This window comes from Streptomyces sp. NPDC005706 (assembly GCF_040631045.1).
GTDB lineage: Bacteria > Actinomycetota > Actinomycetes > Streptomycetales > Streptomycetaceae > Streptomyces.
In genome coordinates, this window is the sequence record NZ_JBEXYS010000004.1 from 191159 (window position 1) to 212678 (window position 21520).

Below are 21520 nucleotides of genomic sequence, written 5' to 3' on the forward strand. Positions count from 1 at the left end.
TTCGGAAAAACCTGCAGGGGCTGCTGAACTGCCCAGCATGCAGCATGAAAGCACCGAAACGCACAACGGGGCCCACTCCATGTAAGGAAGCGGACCCCGTGCGTGGCGATATGGGCTCAGAAGGACGGGATGACCGAGCCCTGGTACTGGTCCTCGATGAACTTCTTCACCTCGGGCGAGGTCAGCAGCTTGGCGAGCTTCTTGACCCGGGGGTCCTTCTCGTCGCCCTCCTTGACCGCGAGGAAGTTGCCGTACGGGCTGTTCTTCGCGGACTCCAGGACCAGGGCCTCCTTGGCGGGCTTGATGCCGGAGGAGATGGCGTAGTTGCCGTTGATCACCGCCGCGTCCACGTCGTCCAGGGAGCGCGCGGTCTGGGCCGCCTCGACCTCCTTGAACTGAAGCTTCTTCGGGTTCTTGGTGATGTCCCGCGGGGTGGCCTCGGTGCCCACGCCGTCCTTGAGGGTGATCAGCCCGTTGGCGGCGAGCAGCTTCAGGGCGCGGGCCTCGTTCACGGCGTCGTTCGGGACGGCGATGGTCGCACCGCTCTTCAGCGCGTCGGCCTTCTTGACCTTGTGGGAGTAGAGGCCGAGCGGCTCCAGGTGCACCGTGACGACGGGCGCGATGTGGGTGCCGCGCTTCTTGTTGAAGTCGTCGAGGTACGGCTGGTTCTGGAAGTAGTTGGCGTCCACCGAGCCGTCCTCGGTCGCCGTGTTCGGCGTGATGTAGTCGGTGAACTCCTTGACCTCGAGGTCGAGGCCCGCCTTCTTCGCCAGGTTCTTCTCGACGAAGTTCAGGATCTCGGCGTGCGGGGTCGGGCTCGCGGCGACGACCAGCGGTCCGCTGTAGTCGGAGGAGCCGGCGGAGCCCTTGTCGGAGCCGCAGGCGCTGAGCCCGAGGGTGAGGGCTCCGGCGGCGAGGACGGCGGTGGTGAGCTTGGCGGTGTTACGCACGAAAAGTGCCTTTCCTTAAGGGTGGTGCGGCCCCGTGATGGGTGCACGGGGAGTTCTGGGGGCGGGGCGGTGGCGCTCAGGCGACCTCGGTGACGTCGGCGGCCGCGGGCTCCTTGGCCTTGAGCAGGCGGAGCTTCGGCGCGGGGCCGGAGCGGGCGCCGCGGTGGTGCAGCGCGCGGGCCGCGTAGTCGCCGGCGAACTGGATGAGGGAGATGACGACGGCGAGGATCGCCACGATCATCCACATCAGGCCGGTCTCGAAGCGCTGGTAGCCGTAGCGGACGGCGAGGTCGCCGAGACCGCCGGCGCCGACGGTGCCGGCCATGGCGGAGTAGCCGATGAGGGCGACGAGGGTGGTGGTCGCGGAGGCGATCAGCGACGGCAGGGCCTCCGGCACGAGGACCTTGCGGACGATGGTGAGGGTGTTGCCGCCCATCGACTGCACGGCCTCGACGAGCCCGCCGTCCACTTCGCGGACGGCCGTCTCGACGAGGCGCGCGAAGAACGGGATGGCGCCGATGGCCAGCGGCACGATGGCCGCGTCACGGCCGATGCTGGTCCCGGTGACCCAGCGGGTGAAGCTGGTCAGGGCGACCATGAGGATGATGAACGGCATGGAGCGGGTGATGTTCACGACCTGCCCGAGGACCTTGTTCACCACGACGTTCTGCAGCAGGCCGCCGCGCTCGCTGAGCACGAGCAGGATGCCCAGCGGAAGACCGGCGGCGACGGCGATGAGCGTGGACCACCCGACCATGTAGGCGGTGTTCCAGCACTCCGGTTCCAGCAGCGGCCACATCTCGGACCAGGTCACTTCGCACCCTCCTTCACCAGCGCGGGCTGCTGGCCCTCGTGTTCGACGACGTCGATCTGCAGGCCCTGCTCGCGCAGGAAGCCGACCGGCACCACGTTGTCCTCGTAGCGGCCGGGCAGCTCGATGCGCATGCGGCCGATCTGGAGTCCGCCGACGGTGTCGATGGCGGCACCGAGGATCGAGATGTCGATGTTGTAGGTGCGCGAGAGCTGGGAGATGACCGGCTGGGTGGCGGCCTCGCCGTGGAAGGTGACGTCCAGGACGGTCCGGTCGGTGCCGGTGGCCTCGCCCCCGACCGGGAAGAGGGCGGAGGCCAGCTCGGAGCCCGGGGTGGCCAGCAGCTCGCTGACCGTGCCGGACTCCACGATCCGGCCCTTCTCCATGAGGGCGGCGGAGTCGCAGATCTGCTTCACCACGTCCATCTCGTGGGTGATGAGCAGGACGGTCAGGCCGAGCTGCCGGTTCAGGTCGCGCAGCAGCTGCAGGATCGAGCGGGTGGTCTCCGGGTCGAGGGCGCTGGTGGCCTCGTCGGAGAGCAGCACCTTGGGGTCGCCGGCCAGGGCGCGGGCGATGCCGACGCGCTGCTTCTGGCCGCCGGAGAGCTGGGCGGGGTGGGCCTTCGCCTTGTCGGCGAGGCCGACCAGGTCCAGCAGTTCCAGGGCCTTGCGGGAGCGCTCCTTGCCGGACTTGCCGAGGATCTCCAGCGGCAGTTCGACGTTGTCCTGCACGGTCCGCGAGGAGAGCAGGTTGAAGTGCTGGAAGACCATGCCGATCCGGCTGCGCGCCCGCCGCAGTTCCCGGCCGGCCCGCGGACCGTGGCCGGCGAGGGCGGTGAGGTCCTGTCCGGCGACGGTCACGGTGCCGGAGGTGGGCCGCTCCAGCAGGTTGACGCAGCGGATGAGCGAGGACTTGCCGGCGCCGGACTGGCCGATGACGCCGTAGACCTCGCCCTCGCGGACGTGGAGATCGACGCCGTCGAGGGCGGTGACCTCGCGGCCGCGGGAGCGGTAGACCTTGGTCAGGCCCGATGTGGTGATCACAGGGATTCCGTCACTGTCGAGTGCGCGGGCGTGGGTGTGCCCGGGCACGGGTGCATGCATTGCATTCGGTCAGGGACGCGGCACGGTTCTCGCTGTGGCGATGGAACCGGGGAGAACATCGTGTGCGCTGGGCGGCGTCAGTCCGCGCGGCGGCGGGGACAGGCCACGGCTCTCGCTTCGGGGCGCGAGGCTCGGGTGGTGCGGGGGCCCTCTAGAAGGCGCACATTCGACACATACAGCGAGCACCGGGCGGCATGGTCGCCTCGGTCGCAGGGGTGCGGCTGCTCGTCGTGGTCATGCGATCAGTAAACCAGACCGACGGTGCTGACCGGCGACCGTCGTCCGCATAGTGGACAGCGGTGGACAGTGACAGGACACGCTCAGCCGCGGACGGAGATCTCCACTCCCTCGTCGGTGACCAGTGCGGACAAGGCCGAGAGGTCCCTGACCACCAGGTCGGCCCGCAGTTCCGCGGCCTGGTGGGTTGTGGTCAACGCCACGGTGGTCATACCGGCCGCGCGGCCCGCCTGGAGCCCGGCGGGGGCGTCCTCGAAGACCACGCAGTGGGCCGGGTCCACGCCGAGCTGCCGGGCCGCGAGCAGGTAGGGCTCCGGGTCGGGCTTGCCGCGGGTGATGTCGTCGGCGGCGACGAACGTCTTGGGCAGGATGCCGACGGCGTCCAGCCGGGCCTCGGCGAGCCGCCGGGTGGCGGAGGTCACGACGGCCCAGCGGTCGGCGGGCAGCGAGTCCAGGAAGTCCCGCGTCCCGGGCAGCAGCCGAACCCCTCCGCCGGGCACGTCCTCGACCTCGAGCTGCTCGACCCGCGCGACCGCCTCCGGGACCAGGCGGGCGGGCAGCAGGTCGGCGACTATCTCCGCCGCGGGCCGCCCGTGCAGCTCCACCCGCCGGAACTCCTCGGCCGTGATCCCGTACTCCCGCGCCCAGCGCGTCCAGCAGCGCTCGACGGATTCGAGCGAGGAGACCAGGGTGCCGTCGTTGTCGAACAGGAGGGCTTGTGCGTGGATCGTCATGGTCTAGACCCTACGGCGTACAGCGGGGTCGGCGGCGGCGGGCCGTTTCCGCCGTAATAGGGTCACCGCATGCTCAATGCCCTGACGCTGGTGACCGGGCTCACCGCGCTGCTGCTCGCCGCCTGGTGCGGCTGGGCCGCCTACCGGGACCAGCCGACCAAGGACTGGCACTTCATCGGCATGGCCGTGGTGTCCCTGCTGGCCGTGGTCCAGCTGGTCGTCGGGGTCGTCCGGCTGGCGCGGGGCGAGAAGCCGGAGCAGGGCACGGCGATCTTCGTGGCGTATCTGCTGGGCGCGTTCGCCTGTGTGCCGGCGGCGGGCTTCATGTCGCTGGCGGAGCGGACCCGCTGGGGATCCGTGACGGTGGCCGCCGGCGGTGTGGTCCTCGCCGTGCTGGAGGTGCGGCTCTATGACATCTGGGGAGCCTGAGATGACGGCGGTTCAGGAGAAGCCGGCTGGGCTGATCAGCGGGCCGGGGATGCTGCTGGTGTGGTTCTACGGCGTGATGGTGGTCGGGGCCGTGTCGCGCTCGGTGTACCAGATCGCGACGGACTTCGGCCGGGCACCGCTGGCCTACTCGCTGTCGGCGGTCGCCGGCCTGGTGTACGGGTTCATCACGTACTCGCTGGTCCGGGGCGGGGAGACGGCCCGCAGGGCGGCACTGGTGTGCTGTGCCGCCGAGCTCGCGGGTGTGCTGATCGTGGGTACCTGGACCCTGGCCGACCCCTCCGCCTTCCCGGACGCGACCGTCTGGTCCGACTATGGCATGGGGTACGTCTTCATCCCGGTGCTGCTGCCGCTGTCGGCGATGTACTGGCTGCGCAGGTCGCGCGAGCGCGTCACGCGGTAGCCGCGTACGTGCCCGCCCGCTTCTCCAGGACGATCAGCTCCACTCCGTCGGCGCCCGTGGACCGGCCCACCGTCTCGTAGCCGACCCGGCGGTACAGCCGGAGGTTGCCCTCGCTGCGGTGGCCGGTGTGCAGGCGGAACCGGGTGGCGCCGCGCTGCTCGGACAGTGCCGTCTCGGCCGCGCGCAGCAGCCGCGCGCCGATGCCGTGGCCCTGGAGCCGCGGGTGGACGCAGAGCTTGCCGATGGAGGCGGCGCCGTCCTCGGTCACCTTGCCGCGCACCGAGCCGACCACCTCCTCGCCGAGCCGTGCGACGAACACGCAGTCGGCGACGACCTCCTGACGGACGGAGTCCAGGCTCTGCACGAGCGGGTCGATGCGGTAGTTGCCGTACAGCGCCGCCTCGCTCTGGAAGCACAGGTACTGGAGCCTGAAGATCTGCTCCGCGTCCTGCTCGGTCGCCACCGAGATGGTCACGCTCATGCCCATGTGCGCATGCCTCCCGCTCACCTGATCACCGGTCGTCCCCCACTCCTATCCCCGCGCTTCGCGGGCCGCAACCTCCGGCGCGAGCAATCGCCGCAGACATCCCAGACATCTGGAGCGTTCCGGTCCGAGACTGCCTTGTGAGATACCCAACTCCCCGGCGATCTCCCGGTATGTCGGGTCGTTCGGCGAGAGCAGCGCCTCCAGCAACCGGGGGCAGCGTCCGGGCAGTGCGCGGACCGCTTCGCGCAGGGCGCGGTACCGGGCGGCGGTGAGGGCGAGCTGTTCCGGTCCGGGGCGGGCGTCGTCGGCCGGTTCGGCTCCGTACGGCCGCTCTCGCCGGGCGGTACGGCGGCCCCGGCGGGCCTCGGCGCGAACGGCGCCGCGCAGCCAGCCGTGCGGGTCCGGCGGCGGCCCTTCGGCCGCCAGGCGCTCCAGCAGCCGCAGCCAGACGGCCTGTTCCAGGTCGGCCGGCTCGCTCCCGGCCGCCTGCGCCTCGGCGGACGCCTCGGCGGTGAGCAGGGGGCCGAGGGCGGCCACCAGGTCGTGCGTCATACGCGGAACGACGCGCCGCCCCGGTGCCGGGTTCCGGGACGGCGCACGCTCACCCCGAAAGGGTGCGTGACGGCCGGGGCGTTGACGGGGGCCGCGGGGTCAGCGGGCCAGGAAGTCGGCCCGGGCGAGCAGGCCGGTGTCGGCGTTGTCGGTGAAGACGCCGTCGATACCGGTGGCGAAGTACGTGGCGAAGACGCCGAAGGCGTCACCGTAGGCGTCCGCCGCGCCGCCCTTGCGGTACTCGGCCGGGAGGAAGGGGTTCTCGTTGCGCATGGTGTACGGGTGCAGGATCAGGCCGACCTTGTGCGCGTCGGCGACCAGCGTGCTCGGCTCGGCGAGGGTGCCGTCCGCCTTCCTCGGGATGACCAGGTCGAGGGTGGGGCCGATGCCCTGGGCGTAACCGGCCATCTCCCGCAGGCCCTTGGGCGCGATGAGGTCGGCGACCGTGCGCGGGTCGCCCGTGTCGACGAAGTCGTAGGGGCGGCTGTTCGCCGAGGAGAGCAGCACGACGAGCGGGTTGTCGACGAGCCGGTTCAGCCGCTGGATGCTGGTCGGCTCGAAGGACTGCAGGATCACCGGCGCGTTCCGGCCGTCCTTGCCGTACTTGCGCAGCAGCTTCGCCACCCGCTCCTCCAGGCCGAGGCCCAGCTTGCGGAAGTAGGTGGGGTGCTTGGTCTCCGGGTAGATCCAGACCTGCCTGCCCCGCCTGCGGGTCTGCTCGTCCTGCCACTTCAGGACCTCTTCGAAGGTGGGGATCTCCCAGCGGCCGTCGTAGAGGGTGTTGTGCGGCCGGTTGGCCGGGATGCGCTCGACGGCGCGCAGCGTCTTCAGCTCGGCCAGGGTGAAGTCCTCGGTGAACCAGCCGGTGGTGGAGACGCCGTCCAGCACCTTGGTGGTCCTGCGGCTCGCGAACTCGGGGTGCGAGGCGACGTCCGTGGTGCCGCCGATCTCGGGCTCGTGCCGGCAGACGAGATGGCCGTCCCGGGTGGGCACCAGATCACCGGCCTCCACGATGTCCGCGCCGAGGTCGAGGGCCAGCTCGTAGGAGCCGAAGGTGTGCTCGGGGCGGTAGCCGCTGGCCCCCCGGTGGCCGATGATCGTCGGGACCGGCAGGCCCTTCAGTCCGCGCCCGCCGTGTGCGGCCGTCCCGGCGCCGGCCGCCCGGGCGGCGCCGGGCAGTCCGAGGACCGCCCCGCCCGCGCCGAGCACCGCCGCGCCGAGCACGGCCCGCCGTCCGGTGGTCCGCTGCCGCTCGTCCGCCCGGTCGCCGTCCATGCGGTCCATGCGCCCTCCTGCCGTTCGCTGCGTGTCTGTCCCCGGCGTTCCGGTTCCGGGGTGCCGGTGCGCGCCGATCGTAGGGGTGCCGGTGTGACGTACGGGAGACCCTTGTCCGAACAAGCGGGTGACGACCGATGTCCGGCGGGCGGCGGGATGTGACGGTGCGTCGGCATCGCCGGGGGCGGAGCGGGTAGCCGGACGGCACGGGCTCCGCGCGATGTCCGTCACATCGCCCACCCGGACGCCACACCTGTGTTCCGGCGCTTCACCGCAGGTAAACCAGTGTCAACAGTGCGTAAGACCTCGGTGAACCGGGGCTCCCCGATGTGCGCTTCCCCCGGAGCCGCGAGTAATGTCCTCACCTGCACAGACACATATCGTTCACCTCGACATCGGAGGACCCGTTGTCCCGCTTCGCGCTCATCAAGGCAGTGCTCGGACCGATCATGCGTCTGATGTTCCGCCCCCAGGTGGAGGGCGTGGAGCACATCCCGGGGGACGGACCGGTCATCCTGGCCGGTAATCATCTGACCTTCATCGACTCGATGATCCTGCCCCTGGTCTGCGACCGTCAGGTCGTCTTCATCGGCAAGGACGAGTACGTCACCGGCAAGAGCCTCAAGGGCCGGCTCATGGCGTGGTTCTTCACCGGCGTCGGCATGATCCCGGTGGACCGCGACGGCGGCCGCGGCGGTGTGGCGGCCCTGATGACCGGGCGCCGCGTCCTCGAGGAGGGCAGGATCTTCGGCATCTACCCCGAGGGCACCCGCTCCCCCGACGGCCGCCTCTACCGTGGCCGCACCGGCATCGCCCGGCTCACCCTGATGACGGGCGCCCCGGTGGTCCCGTTCGCGATGATCGGCACGGACAAGCTCCAGCCGGGCGGGTCGGGCATCCCGCGGCCCGGCCGGGTGACCGTCCGCTTCGGCGAGGCGATGGAGTTCTCCCGGTACGAGGGGATGGACCGGGACCGCTACGTGCTGCGGGCGGTGACCGACTCGGTGATGGCCGAGGTCATGCGACTGTCGGGTCAGGAGTATGTGGACATGTACGCGACCAAGGCGAAGGCGGCCTGAGCCTCCGGCGGTTCGGCGCGTCGTCGCCTCCGGGGTGCTGGTGCATCCCGGCTGCGGGTGGTTCGTGGCTGGTCGCGCAGTTCCCCGCGCCCCTTTGGGGCGCCTTGCTCACTCCGGGTCTTCCAGTTTCTGTTCCTTCAGCAGGAACCACGCCGCTGCCGCTGTGGCCAGCAGGACCGCTGCTCCCGCTCCCGATGCGAGGTGGAGGCCGTGGACGAAGGAGTCGCGGGCGGCGTCCAGCATGTGCTGGGCGGGGAGGGCCGGCATGTTCTTCGCCGCCTCCGCGGCGCCGCCCAGTGACTCGTGGGCCTGGGACGGGGTGCCCGCCGGGCCGGTGAAGCCGCGGTAGGCGCCGGTCACGATGGAGCCCAGCAGGGCGATGCCCAGCGCCGCGCCGAGTTCGTACGCCGTCTCCGAGACCGCGGACGCCGCGCCCGCCTCGTCCTTCGGGACGCCGGCGAGGATGACGTCGGCGGTCACGGTGAAGGAGAAGCCCGCGCCCACACCCACGACGAGCAGCGCGGCGCCGAGCAGCGGGTAGCCCGTGGACCGGCTCAGCGTCGTCAGCACGGCCAGGGCCGCACCGACCGCCGCCAGGCCGCCGGAGACCACCACCCGTACCGAGAAGCGGCGGGCCGCCCGGCCCGCGACCAGGCCGGCCGCCACCGCGCCCACGGCCGCGGGCAGTTCGGCCAGGCCCGCCTCGAACGGGCGCCTGCCCTGGACGAGTTGCAGGTACTGGGAGAGGAAGAAGACCAGGCCGGACATGCCCAGCACGGTCAGCAGGTCGGCGAGGACCGCACCGCTGAAGCCCCGGCGCCGGAACAGGCGCATGTCCAGCAGCGGGACCGGCATGGTGAGCTGGCGGCGTACGAAGCCGTGGAGCGCGGCCGCGCCGAGCAGGCCCGCGGCGGCCGCGACCGGGGTCGGGCCGTGCGCGGCGGCGTCCTTGACCGCGTACACGACGCCGATCATGCCGACGAGGGACAGCACGACACTGCTCAGGTCCCAGGGCCCGGGGGCGGGGTTGCGGGACTCGGGCAGCGTGCGGATGCCGACCAGGACCAGCACCGCCATGACCGGCAGGTTGATCAGGAACACCGAGCCCCACCAGAAGTGCTCCAGCAGGAAGCCGCCCGCGATGGGGCCGACGGCCGTGCCGGCGGAGGCGGTGGCGCCCCAGATGCCGATGGCGAGGCTGCGCTCGCGCGGGTCGTGGAAGAGGTTGCGGATCAGGGCGAGGGTGGCGGGCATCAGGGTGGCGCCCGCTACGCCGAGCAGCGCCCTCGCCAGGATCATCAGTTCGGGTGTGGTCGCGTAGGAGTTCAGTACGGATATCGCGCCGAACGCCGTGGCGCCGGCGAGCAGGATGCGCTTGCGGCCGATGCGGTCGCCGAGGCTGCCCATGGAGACCAGCAGTCCGGCGATGACGAAGGAGTAGACGTCCCCGATCCACAGCAGCTGGGTGCCGGAGGGGCGCAGGTCCTCGCTGATGTAGGGGGTGGCGAGGCCTAGGACGGTGGCGTCGACGGCCACCAGCAGCACGGCCAGGACGAGGACCGAGAGCGCGAGCCAGCGGTCCGGGCGCCTCACCGCCCCGGTCGTGCCGGCCGGCTGCAGGGTGCTGGTCATGATTCCTCTCTCCGCGGTGCGTTCGCACGTCGTGCGCCGCCGAGCAGCAGCTCGACGACCATGTGGCTGAAGTCCTTGCCGGCCACCCGGCCCTCCGCGACCGCCCAGGCGCCGGAGGCCAGCAGGCCGTACAGCGCCTCGGTGAGCCAGGCCGGGGTGAGGTCGATGCGGAACTCGCCGCTCTCCTGGCCGCGCCGGAACAGGTCCGTGAGGCGTTCGTCGAGGCGGGTCCAGCCCTGGTTCTGCTCCTCGCCCTCGAAGAGCTGGTTCTCGGTGTAGAGGAAGGCGAGCAGGGCGGCCGCGGGCTCGATGGCGCGGACCAGGCGGCGGACCGCCTCGCCCGCCGGGCCCTCGTCCAGGCGGGCCGCGTCCAGGGCGGCCTCGCACTCCGCGATGCCGAGCGCCTCCAGGGCCCGGACGAGGGCGTCGCGTCCCGCGAAGTGGCGGTGCAGGGTGGCCCGGCTGATCCCGGCGGCCCTGGCCACCTCGTCCATGGTCGCGGTGGACTTGCGGGTCAGCAGGGCGGCCGCGCTGCGCAGCACCTGGTCACGATCGAGGGCCATGAGACAAGGATAGCCCAAGTGAGACATTGTTGTCTCATCGTGGGCACGTGTGACTCATGACCGCTGGTCGGAGCCGGTTCGGGGCGGGTGTCGGTCAGTGCCAGGGGAGCTGTCCGCGCCGCTCCCAGTAGGCGCGCGGGTCCTCCACCAGCGTGGCGAGCCGGGTGAGCTGCTCGAGGTCGAGGTCCACGACTGCGGCGTGCAGGTTGGAGGCGAGCTGGTTGAGTGTCGCGGCGCCGGAGAGGACGACCCCGGCCCAGGGCTGCCGCAGGATCACGGCGAGGGCCACCGCGTCGCACCCGAGGCCGGTCTCCTCGGTCACCGACCTCAGCGTGTCCGGGGCGTGCGGCGCGGCGAGCCGGCCGTTGGCCATGCCCTCCTTGACGATCACGGTCAGCCCGGCGTCGTGCGCCTCGGCCAGCGCGGGTCCGGCCGAGGTCTCGAGGGCGTTGTACGTCGACTGGACGGTGCGGAAGAGGGGCTCGCCCTCGACCGTCACCTCGAGCGCGGCGCGGATGGCGTCGGCCTGGGCGGGGCCGCTGGTGGAGAAGCCGACGGTGAGTCCGCCGGCGGCGGCCTCGGCGAGTCGGGCGTGGAGTTCCTTGTCGGTGAGGGCCGGGCTGTCCGGGGTCACCGAGTGGATCTGATAGAGGTCCAGCCGGCCGCCGAGCAGTTCGCCGGTCTCGGCGCGCTGCCGCTCGTAGGTCGCCAGACCGTGGTCCTTCACCTCGTGCCGTTCGGCGTCGGTGGACCAGCCGGCGGTGTAGGTGTAGCCCCACTTGCTGCCGACGACCACGTCGTCGATCTCGGAGCGGGCGGCCAGCCAGCCGGCGAGGAACTCCTCGGAGCGGCCGTAGGAGCGGGCCACGTCGAAGTAGCGCACACCCTGCGCGTAGGCGGCGTCGAGGAGTTCGTGGGTGCGCTCGCGCAGTGCCTCGACGCTGCGGTTCTCCCCGAGGTCCTGCTCACGGCCCAGGTTGATGTAGCCGGGGCGGCCCACCGCGGCCAGGCCGAGGCCGATGTGGCTGGTCGGCGTGGTCGCTGTCGCGAGGCGGGCGAAAGGCATCGCAGGCTCCGTTCGGTCGGCTCCGGTACGGCTTCGACGACCAACGTAACCCGCGATGACCTCTTGGTCCGCCCGGCAACTCGGCCGGATCGCCGCTCAGGTGAGGGCGGGGTGCCCTACGACCCGGCGCGCGGCCGCCCGTACGCCTTGCGGGGCTCCACCGCCCACGCGTGCTGCGCCGCGACGTCCGTCTTGAGCTCGGCGAGCTGGACGGCGACCGCGCTGGGCGCCGTACCGCCGCGGCCGCTGCGGGAGGCGAGGGCGCCGGGGACGTCGAGGACCGAGCGGACCTCGGGGGTGAGGTGGGCGGAGATCTTCGCGAACTGCTCGTCCGTGAGCTCGTCCAGCTCCTTGCCCTCGGCCTCGGCGACCTTCACGCACTCCCCCGCGACCTCGTGGGCCACGCGGAACGGCACGCCCTGCTTGACCAGCCACTCGGCGATGTCGGTGGCGAGCGAGAAGCCGGCCGGGGCCAGTTCCTCCATGCGCTCGCGGTTGACCGTGAGGGTGGCCATCATGCCGGTGAAGGCCGGGAGCAGGACCTCGAGCTGGTCGCAGGAGTCGAAGACCGGCTCCTTGTCCTCCTGGAGGTCGCGGTTGTAGGCGAGGGGCAAGGCCTTCAGCGTCGCCATGAGACCCGTCAGGTTGCCGATCAGCCGGCCCGACTTGCCGCGCGCCAGCTCGGCGATGTCCGGGTTCTTCTTCTGCGGCATGATCGACGAGCCGGTGGAGAACGCGTCGTGCAGGGTCACGAAGGAGAACTCCTTCGTGTTCCAGATGATGATCTCCTCGGCGATCCGGGACAGGTTGACCCCGATCATCGCGGTGACGAAGGCGAACTCCGCCACGAAGTCGCGGGAGGCCGTGCCGTCGATCGAGTTGCCGGCGCTGCCGCGCTCGAAGCCGAGGTCCTTCGCCACCGCCTCCGGGTCCAGGCCCAGCGAGGAGCCCGCCAGGGCGCCGGAGCCGTACGGCGAGACGGCCGTGCGCTCGTCCCACTGGCGCAGCCGCTCGGCGTCCCGGGACAGGGACTGCACATGCGCGAGCACGTGATGGGCGAAGAGCACCGGCTGGGCGTGCTGAAGGTGGGTGCGGCCGGGCATCGCCACGTCCGGGTGGGCCTCGGCGAGGCCGACCAGCGCGTCCTGGAGTTCGGCGATCAGGCCGCCGATGATCCGGGCGTGGTCCCGCAGGTACATCCGGAACAGCGTCGCGACCTGGTCGTTCCTGGAGCGGCCGGCGCGCAGTTTGCCGCCGAGGTCGGGGCCGAGGCGCTCCAGCAGGCCGCGCTCGAGGGCGGTGTGGACGTCCTCGTCGGCGATGGTGCCGACGAAGGAGCCGTCCGCCACGTCCGCCTCCAGCCGGTCGAGACCGGCGATCATGCGCGTCAGCTCGTCCTCGGTGAGGAGCCCCGCCTGGTGCAGCACCCGCGCGTGGGCGCGGGAGCCGGCGATGTCGTAGGGCGCGAGCCGCCAGTCGAAGTGGACGGACGCGGACAGCTTCGCCAGGGCCTCGGCGGGACCGTCGGCGAAACGGCCGCCCCAGAGCCGTACGTCACCGCTGTTGCTGCTCACTTGCGTTGCTCCTCGGAAGTCGTCTCTGTGCGACCGCCTCCCCACCCTTGCAGGCGAGGAGGCGGCTGTCAGGCGATGCGTGCGAGGTGACCCCTACGGGGTCCCCCGCCCTGGATCAGGCCAGGTCGCGCTTGGCGGCGATCTTGGACGACAGGCTGTAGATGTCGATGAAGCCCTTGGCCGCGGCCTGGTCGAAGGTGTCGCCGGTGTCGTAGGTGGCGAGGTTGAAGTCGTACAGCGACGACTCCGAGCGCCGGCCGGTGACGACGGCGCGGCCGCCGTGCAGGGTCAGCCGGATGTCACCGGAGACGTGCTGGTTGGCCTCGTTGATGAAGCCGTCCAGGGCGCGCTTGAGCGGGGAGAACCACTGGCCGTCGTAGACCAGCTCGCCCCAGCGCTGCTCGACCTGCCGCTTGTAGCGGGCCAGCTCGCGCTCGACGGTGACGTTCTCCAGCTCCTGATGGGCGGTGATCAGGGCGATCGCGCCGGGGGCCTCGTACACCTCGCGGGACTTGATGCCGACCAGGCGGTCCTCGACCATGTCGATCCGGCCGATGCCCTGGGCGCCGGCCCGCTCGTTGAGCTGCTGGATGGCCTGGAGCACGCTGACGGGCTTGCCGTCGATGGCGACCGGGACGCCCTCCTTGAAGGTGATGACCACCTCGTCGGCCTCACGCTGGACGGCCGGGTTGGAGGTGTACTCGTAGATGTCCTCGATCGGGGCGTTCCAGATGTCCTCCAGGAAGCCCGTCTCGACGGCGCGCCCGAAGACGTTCTGGTCGATGGAGTACGGGGACTTCTTGGTGGTGGCGATCGGGAGCTGCTTGGCCTCGCAGAAGGCGATCGCCTTGTCCCGGGTCATCGCGTAGTCGCGGACCGGGGCGATGCACTTCAGGTCGGGGGCGAGGGCGACGATGCCGGCCTCGAAGCGGACCTGGTCGTTGCCCTTGCCGGTGCAGCCGTGGGCGACCGTGGTGGCGCCGTGCTTCTTGGCGGCGGCGACCAGGTGCTTGACGATCGTCGGCCGGGACAGGGCGGAGACCAGCGGGTAGCGGTCCATGTAGAGGGCGTTGGCCTTGATCGCCGGGAGGCAGTACTCGTCGGCGAACTCGTCCTTGGCATCGGCGACCTCGGCCTCGACGGCACCGCACGCGAGGGCGCGCTTGCGGATGACGTCCAGGTCCTCGCCGCCCTGGCCGACGTCGACCGCAACGGCGATGACCTCGGCGCCCGTCTCCTCGGCGATCCAGCCGATGGCGACGGAGGTGTCCAGACCGCCTGAGTAGGCGAGTACGACGCGCTCGGTCACGGGGTTTCTCCTCACAGTGCATTCGCTGATATGCATGAGTATGCAGAACTCCGCATGATTCGTCAATCGCCGCTCCGGCGAGCCGGGACGCCCGACGGGAGCGACGGTGCGGCGAACGCCCGCACGCTCGCCGCCCCCGGCACCATCACCTGCCCCGACGTCGCTCCGAAGCTGCCCGCCGTACCGGCGTCCGCCATCGCCATCGACCGCATCGCCATCGCCATCGGCCGCACCTCCACCGAACCCACCGGCCGGGGTGGCCGCGGCCGGGCGAAAGCCCGTACCACGTAAGGAAATTAGTTAGACAAGCGAAGGAATCGCGTCGATAATCGACGGACATGGGAAAGACCTACGAACGCATAGACGGCAGGCTCCGGACGTTCATCGAGGAGCAGCCCCTCTTCTTCACGGCCACCGCTCCCCTCTCCGGCGACGGCACGATCAACCTCTCCCCCAAGGGGCTGCGCGGCTCCTTCGCGGTGCTGGACGAACTCACCGTCGCCTACCTCGACTTCGCCGGTTCCAACGCCGAGACGATCGCGCACCTGCGGGAGAACGGCCGCATCACCCTCATGTGGTGCGCCTTCCAGGGACCGCCGAACATCGTCCGGGTGCACGGCCGGGGCGAGCCGGTCTTCCGCGACGACCCGCGCTTCGCCGGTCTGCTCGCCCGCTTCCCGGACATCGACCCGAGCACGCACGGACTGCGCGCCATCGTCGTCGTGGACGCGGAGCTGATCCGGGACACCTGCGGCTACGCCGTTCCCCACATGGCGTACGAGGAGGACCGCGATCTGCACGGGAAGCGGTTCGCGCGGGAGGACGACGCCTCGCTGAGCGCGTACTTCACCAAGAAGGAGCACGTGGCGACGAGCCTGGACGGACTACCCGGGCTGCCGTTGCCGCTCCCCCCGTCTAGCGTCTGAGCCATGCGCCAAGGTGTCGTCCTCGCCCTCGTGTCCGCGTCCGTCTGCGTGCTCGGTCTCTCCCCCGGCCACGGCCCGGAGCCGCTGCCCGCGCGGATGGCGGACACCGGCGGCGGCACCCAACTGATCACCGCGTCGGCACCGGGCACCGGCTCGACGTCGGGGACGGTGACGTGGTGGGACCTGCGGGACGGGCAGTGGACGCAGGCCGGTTCCGCTCCCGCCCGGTTCGGGGCGAACGGGCTGGTGGAGGGCGGCACGCGTGAGCAGGGCACGAACACCACGCCGACCGGGCTGTACGGCATCCCGTTCGGCTTCGGCATCAAGGCCGCCCCGGCCGGTACCCGCGTCGAGTACCGGCCGGTGACGGCCGCTTCCTGGTGGTGCCAGGACAACGACTCCACGTCGTACAACCGCTGGGCCGAGCCGCTGCCCGCCGACTGCCGGGCCTCGCAGTCCGAGAAACTGAGCTCCTACGATCCCCAGTACGGGTACGCGCTCGTCATCGGCTTCAACTACGACCGGCCGGTGCGCGGGCGCGGCGCCGGGATCTTCCTGCACGTGAACGGCAAGGGCGCGACGGCGGGTTGCGTGTCCGTGCCCGAGGACGCCATGCGGAAGATCCTGAGCTGGGCGGATCCGGCGCGCGAGCCGCACGTCGCGATCGGGACGGAGGACGGCTCCACCGCCGTCACGCGGTACTGAGCCGCACCGTGAAGGTCGTCGATCCCGGCTCGCTCTCCAGCTCGACGCTGCCGTCGTGCGCCTCCACCACGGCCGCCACGATCGACAGCCCGAGCCCCGCGCCGCCGCCGGAGGCGTCCGCGCGGCGGCGGTGTTCGGCGCGGGTGAACCGTTCGAAGACGCCCGGCTGTACGTCCTCGGGTACGCCGGGGCCGTCGTCGTGGACCGAGAGGCGGGCCGTGCCGTCCCCGGCCGTCAGGGTCACCGTCACCTCGGTGCCGTCGGGGGTGTGCAGCCGGGCGTTGGCCAGCAGGTTGGCCAGCACCTGGTGAAGCCGGTGGGCGTCGCCCGTCACCGTCACCGGTTCCTCGGGCAGGTCCAGTGTCCAGCGGTGGCCGGGCCCCGCGGCCCGGGCGTCCGTCACCGAGTCCAGCACCAGCCGGGTCAGGTCGACCGGGCGGCGCTCCAGGGGGCGGCCTGCGTCGAGGCGGGCCAGCAGGAGCAGGTCGTCGACCATCTCGCCCATGCGGGAGGACTCGGCGGCGATGCGCTCCAGGGCCCGGTGCACCTCCGCCGGCACCGGGCCGGGGTGCAGCAGGGCCAGTTCGGCGTGGCCGCGGACCGAGGCGACCGGGGTGCGCAGCTCGTGGCTGGCGTCGGCGGCGAAGCGGCGCAGCCGCTCCTCGCTGGCGTGCCGTTTGGTCAGGGCGCCCTCGACATGGCCCAGCATGCGGTCGAAGGCGGCCGCCACCTGGCCCACCTCGCTGCGCGGGTCGGAGACCGGGGCGCGGGGCGGCAGGGCGACCTCGCCGCTGGCGAGCGGGAGTTCGCTGACCCGGGTGGCGGTGGCGGCGACCCGGCTGAGCGGGCGCAGCGACCAGCGGACCCAGAGCGCCCCGGCCACGCCGGTGATCACGAGGGCGAGGCCGAAGACGACACCCGCCACCCGTTCCAGGCGGTGGACGGTCGCCTCGACGGGCTCCAGCGGGAGGCCGACGATCAGGACGTCCCCGTCCCGGCCCGGGGAGGCGGTCACCCGGTAGTCGTGCAGGGCGGACAGCTCGATGGTGTGGGGGCGGCCGTCGGCCGGTACCCGGGCCAGCCGCCGCTGGTCCTCGGCCGTCAGATCGACGTTCAGGTCGGCGGACGGGTCGCCGGAGCGGATGAGGCCCTTGTGGGTGACCTGGCCGTTCAGCAGGCGCGCGCCGAAGGTGCCGGTGGCCTGGCGACGGGTGTCGAGGGGCTCGTCGCCGTCGTGGTCCGTGCGCGGCGCGTTGTGCTCCATGCTCTCCGGGAACCGGGTGCCGACCTGGACGAGCTGTTCGTCCAGGCGCTGGGTCAGGAAGCCGTTGAGCTCGACGACCGCGGCGAGTCCCACGGCGGCGCAGCTCACCGCGAGCAGGACCACGAGGCCGACGGTGAGCCGGGCGCGCAGCGTGTGGGGGCGGGGCAGCCGGCGTACGGCCCTCACCGGGTCACCGGCTTCAGTACGTAGCCGGCCCCGCGCACCGTGTGGATCATGGGTTCGCGGCCCGCGTCCACCTTTTTGCGCAGGTAGGAGATGTACAGCTCGACCACATGGGCCCGGCCGCCGAAGTCGTAGGACCACACCCGGTCGAGGATCTGGGCCTTGCTGAGCACCCGGCGCGGGTTGCGCATGAGGAAGCGCAGCAGCTCGAACTCGGTCGGGGAGAGTTCGACCAGCTCACCGGTCCGGGTCACCTCGCGGGCCTCCTCGTCCATGACCAGGTCGCCCACGACCAGCCGGGGCCCGTCCTCCAGCTGGCGGGCCATGCCGGCCCGGCGCAGCAGGCCGCGCAGCCGGGCGACGACCTCTTCGAGGCTGAAGGGCTTGGTGACGTAGTCGTCGCCGCCCGCGGTGATGCCCGCGATACGGTCCTCGACCGCGTCGCGGGCGGTGAGGAACAGCACGCAGACCTCGGGCTTGACCTCGTGCAGACGGCGCAGCACGGCGAAGCCGTCGGTGTCGGGCAGCATCACGTCGAGGACGACGGCGTCGGGCAGCAGTTCCCGTGCGGCGCTGACCGCGGCGGCGCCGTCGCCGGCCGCGCGCACCTCCCAGCCCTCGTAGCGCAGGGCGCCGGTCAGCACCTCCGCGAGGTCGGGATCGTCGTCGACGACGAGGACGCGCAGCGGGGTGCCGTCGGGCCGGGTGAGGGCGGGGCGGCCGGAGCGAGTGGTGTTCATGGCGTCTACCAGCATCACCCCTCGGGGGGCCGGCTGTCCGCCCTGTCCCCTCTGAGTTTCCTCTGAGCGTGCGGGCAGCTCCCTGAGATTCCTCTGAGAAAGCCCTCCCGGACCCCTGCGAAGCGGGTTTTTCAGAGGTGCCTCAGAACTTCGGCCCGCACAGTGGCATGGCTGACGGACGAAGGGAACGGCACTGATGACCACCGTGGATACGAGGCGGGCGGCCCCGCCCCTGCCGGGGACCGCGCGGCGTTCCCCGGCGGGCTGGGTGCTCGCCGCGCTGTGGGCAGGGGTGGCGGCCGTGATCGCGCTCTGGTGGGCGGACACCGGGTCCGTGGTCGGCACGGCCGGCTGGCTGACCGGGGCAGGGCGGATCGCCGGGCTGCTGTGCGGGTACGCCTGCGCGGTGCTGGTCGGGCTGATGGCCCGGGTGCCGCTGCTGGAGGTGCGGATCGGCTCGGACCGGGTGGCGCGCTGGCACGCGATGGCCGGCCGCTACACGATCTGCCTGCTGCTCGCACACGTGGTGTTCATCCTCGCCGGGTACGCGGCACAGGACCGGGCCTCACTGTGGCACGAGACGGTGACGGTGCTCCTGGACTACCCGGACATGCTGAAGGCGACCGCCGGCACGGTGATCCTCCTCGCGGTCGGCGTCACCTCGGCACGGGCCGCGCGGCGCCGCACCAGTTACGAGTTCTGGTACTACGTCCACCTGCTGACGTACGCGGCCGTGTTCCTGGCCTTCTTCCACCAGCTCGCGCTGGGCGACCAGTTCAACGGCCGGCCGATGGCGACCGCCCTCTGGTACGCGCTGTACCTCTGGGTGGCGGCCCTGGTGGTGTGGTTCCGGATCCTCGCCCCGGTGCGGCTCAACCGGCGGCACCGGCTGCGGGTGGACTCGGTGTACCAGGAGGCGCCGGGCGTGTACTCGGTCGTCGTGCGCGGCCGGCGCCTGGACGAACTCGGTGCGCGGCCGGGGCAGTTCTTCCGCTGGCGGTTCCTGGGCCAGGGCATGGGCTGGACGTCCACGCCGTACTCGCTGTCGGCGCCGCCGCGCCCGGACCTGCTGCGGATCACGGTCAAGGCGCTCGGCGACCACAGCGCGGCCGTGCCGCTGCTGCGGCCGGGCACCCGGGTGTGGGCGGAGGGCCCGTACGGCTCCCTGACCGCCGACCGGGCCACCTCGCACCGCTCCCTGCTGATCGCCGCCGGCGTCGGCATCACCCCGCTGCGGGCGCTGTTCGAGACGCTGCCCGGCGAGGTCACCCTGCTGTACCGGGCCCGCGGTGCCGAGGACCTGGCGCTCGGCGGCGAACTGGAGGCGATCGCCCGCCGGCGCGGCGCCCGGGTGCTGTACGCGCTCAACGGGCCGCACGGACAGCGCCCGGACCTCACGGCCGAGTCGCTGCGGGCGGCCCTCCCGGACCTGGCCGGGCGCGACGTCTACATATGCGGCCCGCACGGTTTCGCGCAGGACGTGTACCGGGCGCTGCGGGCGGCCCGGGTGCCGGACCGCCGTATCCACCACGAGTCGTTCGAGCTGTGAGGTCTCCTTCCGTGCACGCGCTGAACAAGAACCGCCCCTTCCGCCGCGTCGTGCTGGCGAGCGCGGCCACCGTCTCCGGGATGGTGCTGCTGCTGTCGCTGAAGCCGCACGCGGCCCCGGCGCTCGCCGCCGGCACCCCCGCGCCCGCCCCGACGAGCAGCAGCGCCGGCGCCTCCCCGGGGACCACGAAGGCGCCCGCCACCGGGACGAGAACGGTCACCGGTGACTCCGTCCAGACCCGCTGGGGCCCCGTCCAGGTGCGCGTGACGATCAAGAGCGGCAAGCTCACCGAGGTCACCGCGGTCGTCTACCCGACGGAGAATCCGCGCGACCAGGAGATCAACAGCTACGCCATCCCGCAGTTGCGGCGCGAGGCGCTGGACGCGCAGAGCGCGCGGATCGACTCGGTCTCGGGAGCCACGTACACCAGCGACGGTTACCGCCAGTCGCTCCAGTCCGCGCTGGACTCGGCGGGTCTCTGAACACTCGGCGCGCGGGGCGCGTATCTCTGGGCCAAGGGTCAAGTCCCCACGGAGGAACCGTGACCACCACGCTCGCAGGCGGACGTGCCGCCCGCCGCCAGACGATGCGCCGCATCCGCCCGCGCCGCTCCCCGGCCGTTCCGCTGCTGATCGCGGTCTGGGCGGGCGCGGCCGCCGTGCTGTGGCTCTGGTGGCACAACACCCCGGCCATCGCGGACAACGACGGCAGGATCCTGAACGCGGGCCGCATCACCGGTCTGCTGGCCGGCTATCTGATGGCGCTGGTCGTGCTCCAGATGGCGCGGGTACCGGCGCTGGAACGCCGGGTCGGCTCCGACCGGGTGGCCCGCTGGCACGCGATGAGCGGCCGTTACACGCTCTGCCTCATCGTGGCGCACGTGTTCCTCACCATGTGGGGCTACGCGCTGCAGGCGGGCAAGTCGCTCGGTGACGTGGTGCAGCAGACCGTCGACTCCGTCAACCAGCTCCCCGACATGGGCAAGGCCGCCATCGGCACGGGTCTGTTCGTGCTGATCGGGGTCAGCTCGGTGGGCGGGATCCGCCGCCGGCTGCCGTACGACGCCTGGTACCACGTGCATCTGCTGACGTACGCGGCGGTGTTCCTGACGTTCTGGCACCAGATCAGCACCGGCAACGACTTCGCCGTCGAGCCGGTCGCCAAGACCTTCTGGTACGGGCTGTACGGCGCCGTCACGGCGCTGGCGCTCTGGTACCGCGTCATCACCCCGGTCCGGCTGAACGTCCGTCACCGGATGCGTGTGGAGGCCGTGATCGAGGAGACGCCGGGCATCGTGTCGGTGCTGATCGGCGGGCGGAAGCTGCACCGGATGGGCGCGGAGGCGGGGCAGTTCTTCCGCTGGCGGTTCCTGGCCCCGGGGATGCGGTTCAGCTCGCACCCGTACTCGCTGTCGGCGGCGCCCCGGCCCGACATGCTGCGGATCACTGTGAAGGCGATCGGCGACCACAGCTCCCGGCTGCGCGAGCTGGCGCCCGGCACCCGGGTGTGGGCGGAGGGCCCGTACGGGGCGCTCACCGCGCAGCGGCGCAGCCGGGGCAAGGTGCTGCTGGTGGCGGGCGGGGTCGGCATCACGCCGATGCGGGCGCTGTTCGAGACGCTGCCCGGGGCGGCCGGTGACATCACCCTGCTCTACCGGGCCAACACCACCCAGGACCTGGCACTGTGGGACGAGCTGGCCGCGATCGCCGAGGAGCGGGGCGCCCGCCTGATGTACGCGGTCAACAGTCCGGACGGTGAGCGGCCGGACATCTCCGCGGAGAACCTCCAGCGGAAGATCCCGGACGTCGAACGCCACGATGTCTTCATGTGCGGGCCGCCCGGGTTCGCGCAGTCCGTGTACGAGGCACTGCGCGGCGCGGGAGTCCCCGCGCGCCGTATCCACCACGAGTCGTTCGAGATGTGAGCGGGAG

The 21520-nt window shown here is 71.8% G+C and carries 23 protein-coding genes; 9 read left to right on the forward strand and 14 right to left on the reverse strand.

Annotated features, from left to right (window positions below; genetic code table 11):
• Nucleotides 1-116 precede the first annotated feature (116 nt).
• The 4 genes from ABZ478_RS09920 to ABZ478_RS09935 form a co-directional block, all read right to left on the reverse strand.
• Nucleotides 117-950 carry a MetQ/NlpA family ABC transporter substrate-binding protein gene (locus ABZ478_RS09920; protein ID WP_359546998.1) on the reverse strand — a complete coding sequence of 278 codons (834 nt, stop codon included), beginning with the start codon at nucleotides 948-950 and terminating at the stop codon, nucleotides 117-119.
• A 76-nt stretch (nucleotides 951-1026) separates the two neighbouring features.
• A complete protein-coding gene (locus tag ABZ478_RS09925) occupies nucleotides 1027-1764 on the reverse strand; it encodes a methionine ABC transporter permease (protein WP_359547000.1) in 738 nt (245 codons plus the stop codon).
• The gene (locus ABZ478_RS09930) at nucleotides 1761-2804 is read right to left on the reverse strand and encodes an ATP-binding cassette domain-containing protein (RefSeq protein ID WP_359547001.1); all 1044 of its coding nucleotides are present in this window, start codon (nucleotides 2802-2804) and stop codon (nucleotides 1761-1763) included. The genes ABZ478_RS09925 and ABZ478_RS09930 overlap by 4 nt, the downstream gene beginning before the upstream one ends.
• Before the next feature lie 380 nt (nucleotides 2805-3184).
• Nucleotides 3185-3835, reverse strand: coding sequence for an HAD family hydrolase (locus tag ABZ478_RS09935; protein ID WP_359547003.1), 651 nt, complete (start codon nucleotides 3833-3835; stop codon nucleotides 3185-3187).
• A 69-nt stretch (nucleotides 3836-3904) separates the two neighbouring features.
• Here ABZ478_RS09935 and ABZ478_RS09940 point away from each other — a divergent pair, with 69 nt between their 5' ends.
• Together ABZ478_RS09940 and ABZ478_RS09945 are read left to right on the forward strand one after the other, a co-directional pair.
• Nucleotides 3905-4264: a hypothetical protein gene (locus ABZ478_RS09940; protein WP_359547005.1), complete on the forward strand. Its 360-nt coding sequence runs from the start codon at nucleotides 3905-3907 to the stop codon at nucleotides 4262-4264.
• A 1-nt stretch (nucleotide 4265) separates the two neighbouring features.
• Nucleotides 4266-4685: a hypothetical protein gene (locus ABZ478_RS09945; RefSeq protein WP_359547007.1), complete on the forward strand. Its 420-nt coding sequence runs from the start codon at nucleotides 4266-4268 to the stop codon at nucleotides 4683-4685.
• Here the strand turns inward: ABZ478_RS09945 and ABZ478_RS09950 are convergent.
• From ABZ478_RS09950 to ABZ478_RS09960, 3 genes are all read right to left on the reverse strand, one after another.
• Nucleotides 4675-5172 carry a GNAT family N-acetyltransferase gene (locus ABZ478_RS09950; RefSeq protein ID WP_359547008.1) on the reverse strand — a complete coding sequence of 166 codons (498 nt, stop codon included), beginning with the start codon at nucleotides 5170-5172 and terminating at the stop codon, nucleotides 4675-4677. The two genes, ABZ478_RS09945 and ABZ478_RS09950, sit on opposite strands and share 11 nt — an antisense overlap.
• A gap of 45 nt (nucleotides 5173-5217) precedes the next feature.
• Nucleotides 5218-5724 carry a sigma-70 family RNA polymerase sigma factor gene (locus tag ABZ478_RS09955; protein WP_359547010.1) on the reverse strand — a complete coding sequence of 169 codons (507 nt, stop codon included), beginning with the start codon at nucleotides 5722-5724 and terminating at the stop codon, nucleotides 5218-5220.
• Nucleotides 5725-5823: 99 nt separating this feature from the next.
• A complete protein-coding gene (locus ABZ478_RS09960; RefSeq protein ID WP_359547511.1) occupies nucleotides 5824-6999 on the reverse strand; it encodes a glycerophosphodiester phosphodiesterase in 1176 nt (391 codons plus the stop codon).
• A 407-nt stretch (nucleotides 7000-7406) separates the two neighbouring features.
• Here ABZ478_RS09960 and ABZ478_RS09965 point away from each other — a divergent pair, with 407 nt between their 5' ends.
• Nucleotides 7407-8078, forward strand: a complete 672-nt coding sequence (locus ABZ478_RS09965; protein ID WP_359547012.1) for a lysophospholipid acyltransferase family protein — start codon at nucleotides 7407-7409, stop codon at nucleotides 8076-8078.
• Between the two features lie 108 nt (nucleotides 8079-8186).
• On the opposite strand, the gene ABZ478_RS09970 is transcribed toward ABZ478_RS09965, so the two are convergent.
• The 5 genes from ABZ478_RS09970 to ABZ478_RS09990 all read right to left on the reverse strand — a co-directional run bounded on the left by ABZ478_RS09970 (nucleotide 8187) and on the right by ABZ478_RS09990 (nucleotide 14222).
• Nucleotides 8187-9710, reverse strand: a complete 1524-nt coding sequence (locus ABZ478_RS09970) for an MFS transporter (protein ID WP_359547014.1) — start codon at nucleotides 9708-9710, stop codon at nucleotides 8187-8189.
• On the reverse strand, nucleotides 9707-10273 hold the full coding sequence (locus ABZ478_RS09975; RefSeq protein WP_359547016.1) for a helix-turn-helix domain-containing protein: 567 nt from the start codon (nucleotides 10271-10273) through the stop codon (nucleotides 9707-9709). Before ABZ478_RS09975 ends, ABZ478_RS09970 begins: the two co-directional genes overlap by 4 nt.
• 94 nt (nucleotides 10274-10367) lie before the next feature.
• Nucleotides 10368-11339, reverse strand: a complete 972-nt coding sequence (locus ABZ478_RS09980) for an aldo/keto reductase (RefSeq protein WP_359547018.1) — start codon at nucleotides 11337-11339, stop codon at nucleotides 10368-10370.
• A 116-nt stretch (nucleotides 11340-11455) separates the two neighbouring features.
• On the reverse strand, nucleotides 11456-12913 hold the full coding sequence (gene argH, locus ABZ478_RS09985) for an argininosuccinate lyase (protein ID WP_359547020.1): 1458 nt from the start codon (nucleotides 12911-12913) through the stop codon (nucleotides 11456-11458).
• A 115-nt stretch (nucleotides 12914-13028) separates the two neighbouring features.
• Entirely contained in the window at nucleotides 13029-14222 is a 1194-nt protein-coding gene (locus ABZ478_RS09990) for an argininosuccinate synthase (RefSeq protein WP_359547022.1), read from the reverse strand.
• Between the two features lie 54 nt (nucleotides 14223-14276).
• Here ABZ478_RS09990 and ABZ478_RS09995 point away from each other — a divergent pair, with 54 nt between their 5' ends.
• Genes ABZ478_RS09995 through ABZ478_RS10005 form a run of 3 tightly spaced genes read left to right on the forward strand, consistent with a single transcriptional unit; the run spans nucleotide 14277 to nucleotide 15853 of the window.
• Nucleotides 14277-14513 carry a hypothetical protein gene (locus tag ABZ478_RS09995; RefSeq protein WP_359547024.1) on the forward strand — a complete coding sequence of 79 codons (237 nt, stop codon included), beginning with the start codon at nucleotides 14277-14279 and terminating at the stop codon, nucleotides 14511-14513.
• Between the two features lie 47 nt (nucleotides 14514-14560).
• Entirely contained in the window at nucleotides 14561-15148 is a 588-nt protein-coding gene (locus ABZ478_RS10000; protein WP_359547026.1) for a pyridoxamine 5'-phosphate oxidase family protein, read from the forward strand.
• 3 nt (nucleotides 15149-15151) lie between these two features.
• Entirely contained in the window at nucleotides 15152-15853 is a 702-nt protein-coding gene (locus tag ABZ478_RS10005; RefSeq protein WP_359547028.1) for a L,D-transpeptidase family protein, read from the forward strand.
• Here the strand turns inward: ABZ478_RS10005 and ABZ478_RS10010 are convergent.
• On the reverse strand, nucleotides 15840-17303 hold the full coding sequence (locus tag ABZ478_RS10010) for a HAMP domain-containing sensor histidine kinase (protein ID WP_359547031.1): 1464 nt from the start codon (nucleotides 17301-17303) through the stop codon (nucleotides 15840-15842). The genes ABZ478_RS10005 and ABZ478_RS10010 overlap by 14 nt on opposite strands.
• Nucleotides 17300-18040, reverse strand: a complete 741-nt coding sequence (locus ABZ478_RS10015; RefSeq protein WP_358932197.1) for a response regulator transcription factor — start codon at nucleotides 18038-18040, stop codon at nucleotides 17300-17302. The genes ABZ478_RS10010 and ABZ478_RS10015 overlap by 4 nt, the downstream gene beginning before the upstream one ends.
• A 196-nt stretch (nucleotides 18041-18236) precedes the next feature.
• On the opposite strand from ABZ478_RS10015, the gene ABZ478_RS10020 reads away from it, so the two are divergent.
• Genes ABZ478_RS10020 through ABZ478_RS10030 form a run of 3 tightly spaced genes read left to right on the forward strand, consistent with a single transcriptional unit; the run spans nucleotide 18237 to nucleotide 21513 of the window.
• On the forward strand, nucleotides 18237-19589 hold the full coding sequence (locus tag ABZ478_RS10020; protein ID WP_359547034.1) for a ferric reductase-like transmembrane domain-containing protein: 1353 nt from the start codon (nucleotides 18237-18239) through the stop codon (nucleotides 19587-19589).
• Between the two features lie 11 nt (nucleotides 19590-19600).
• Nucleotides 19601-20071 carry an FMN-binding protein gene (locus ABZ478_RS10025; protein ID WP_359547037.1) on the forward strand — a complete coding sequence of 157 codons (471 nt, stop codon included), beginning with the start codon at nucleotides 19601-19603 and terminating at the stop codon, nucleotides 20069-20071.
• 59 nt (nucleotides 20072-20130) lie between these two features.
• Nucleotides 20131-21513 (forward strand): ferredoxin reductase family protein, encoded by a 1383-nt coding sequence (locus ABZ478_RS10030; protein WP_359547038.1) that lies wholly within the window; start codon nucleotides 20131-20133, stop codon nucleotides 21511-21513.
• The last annotated feature ends 7 nt before the right edge of the window (nucleotides 21514-21520 follow it).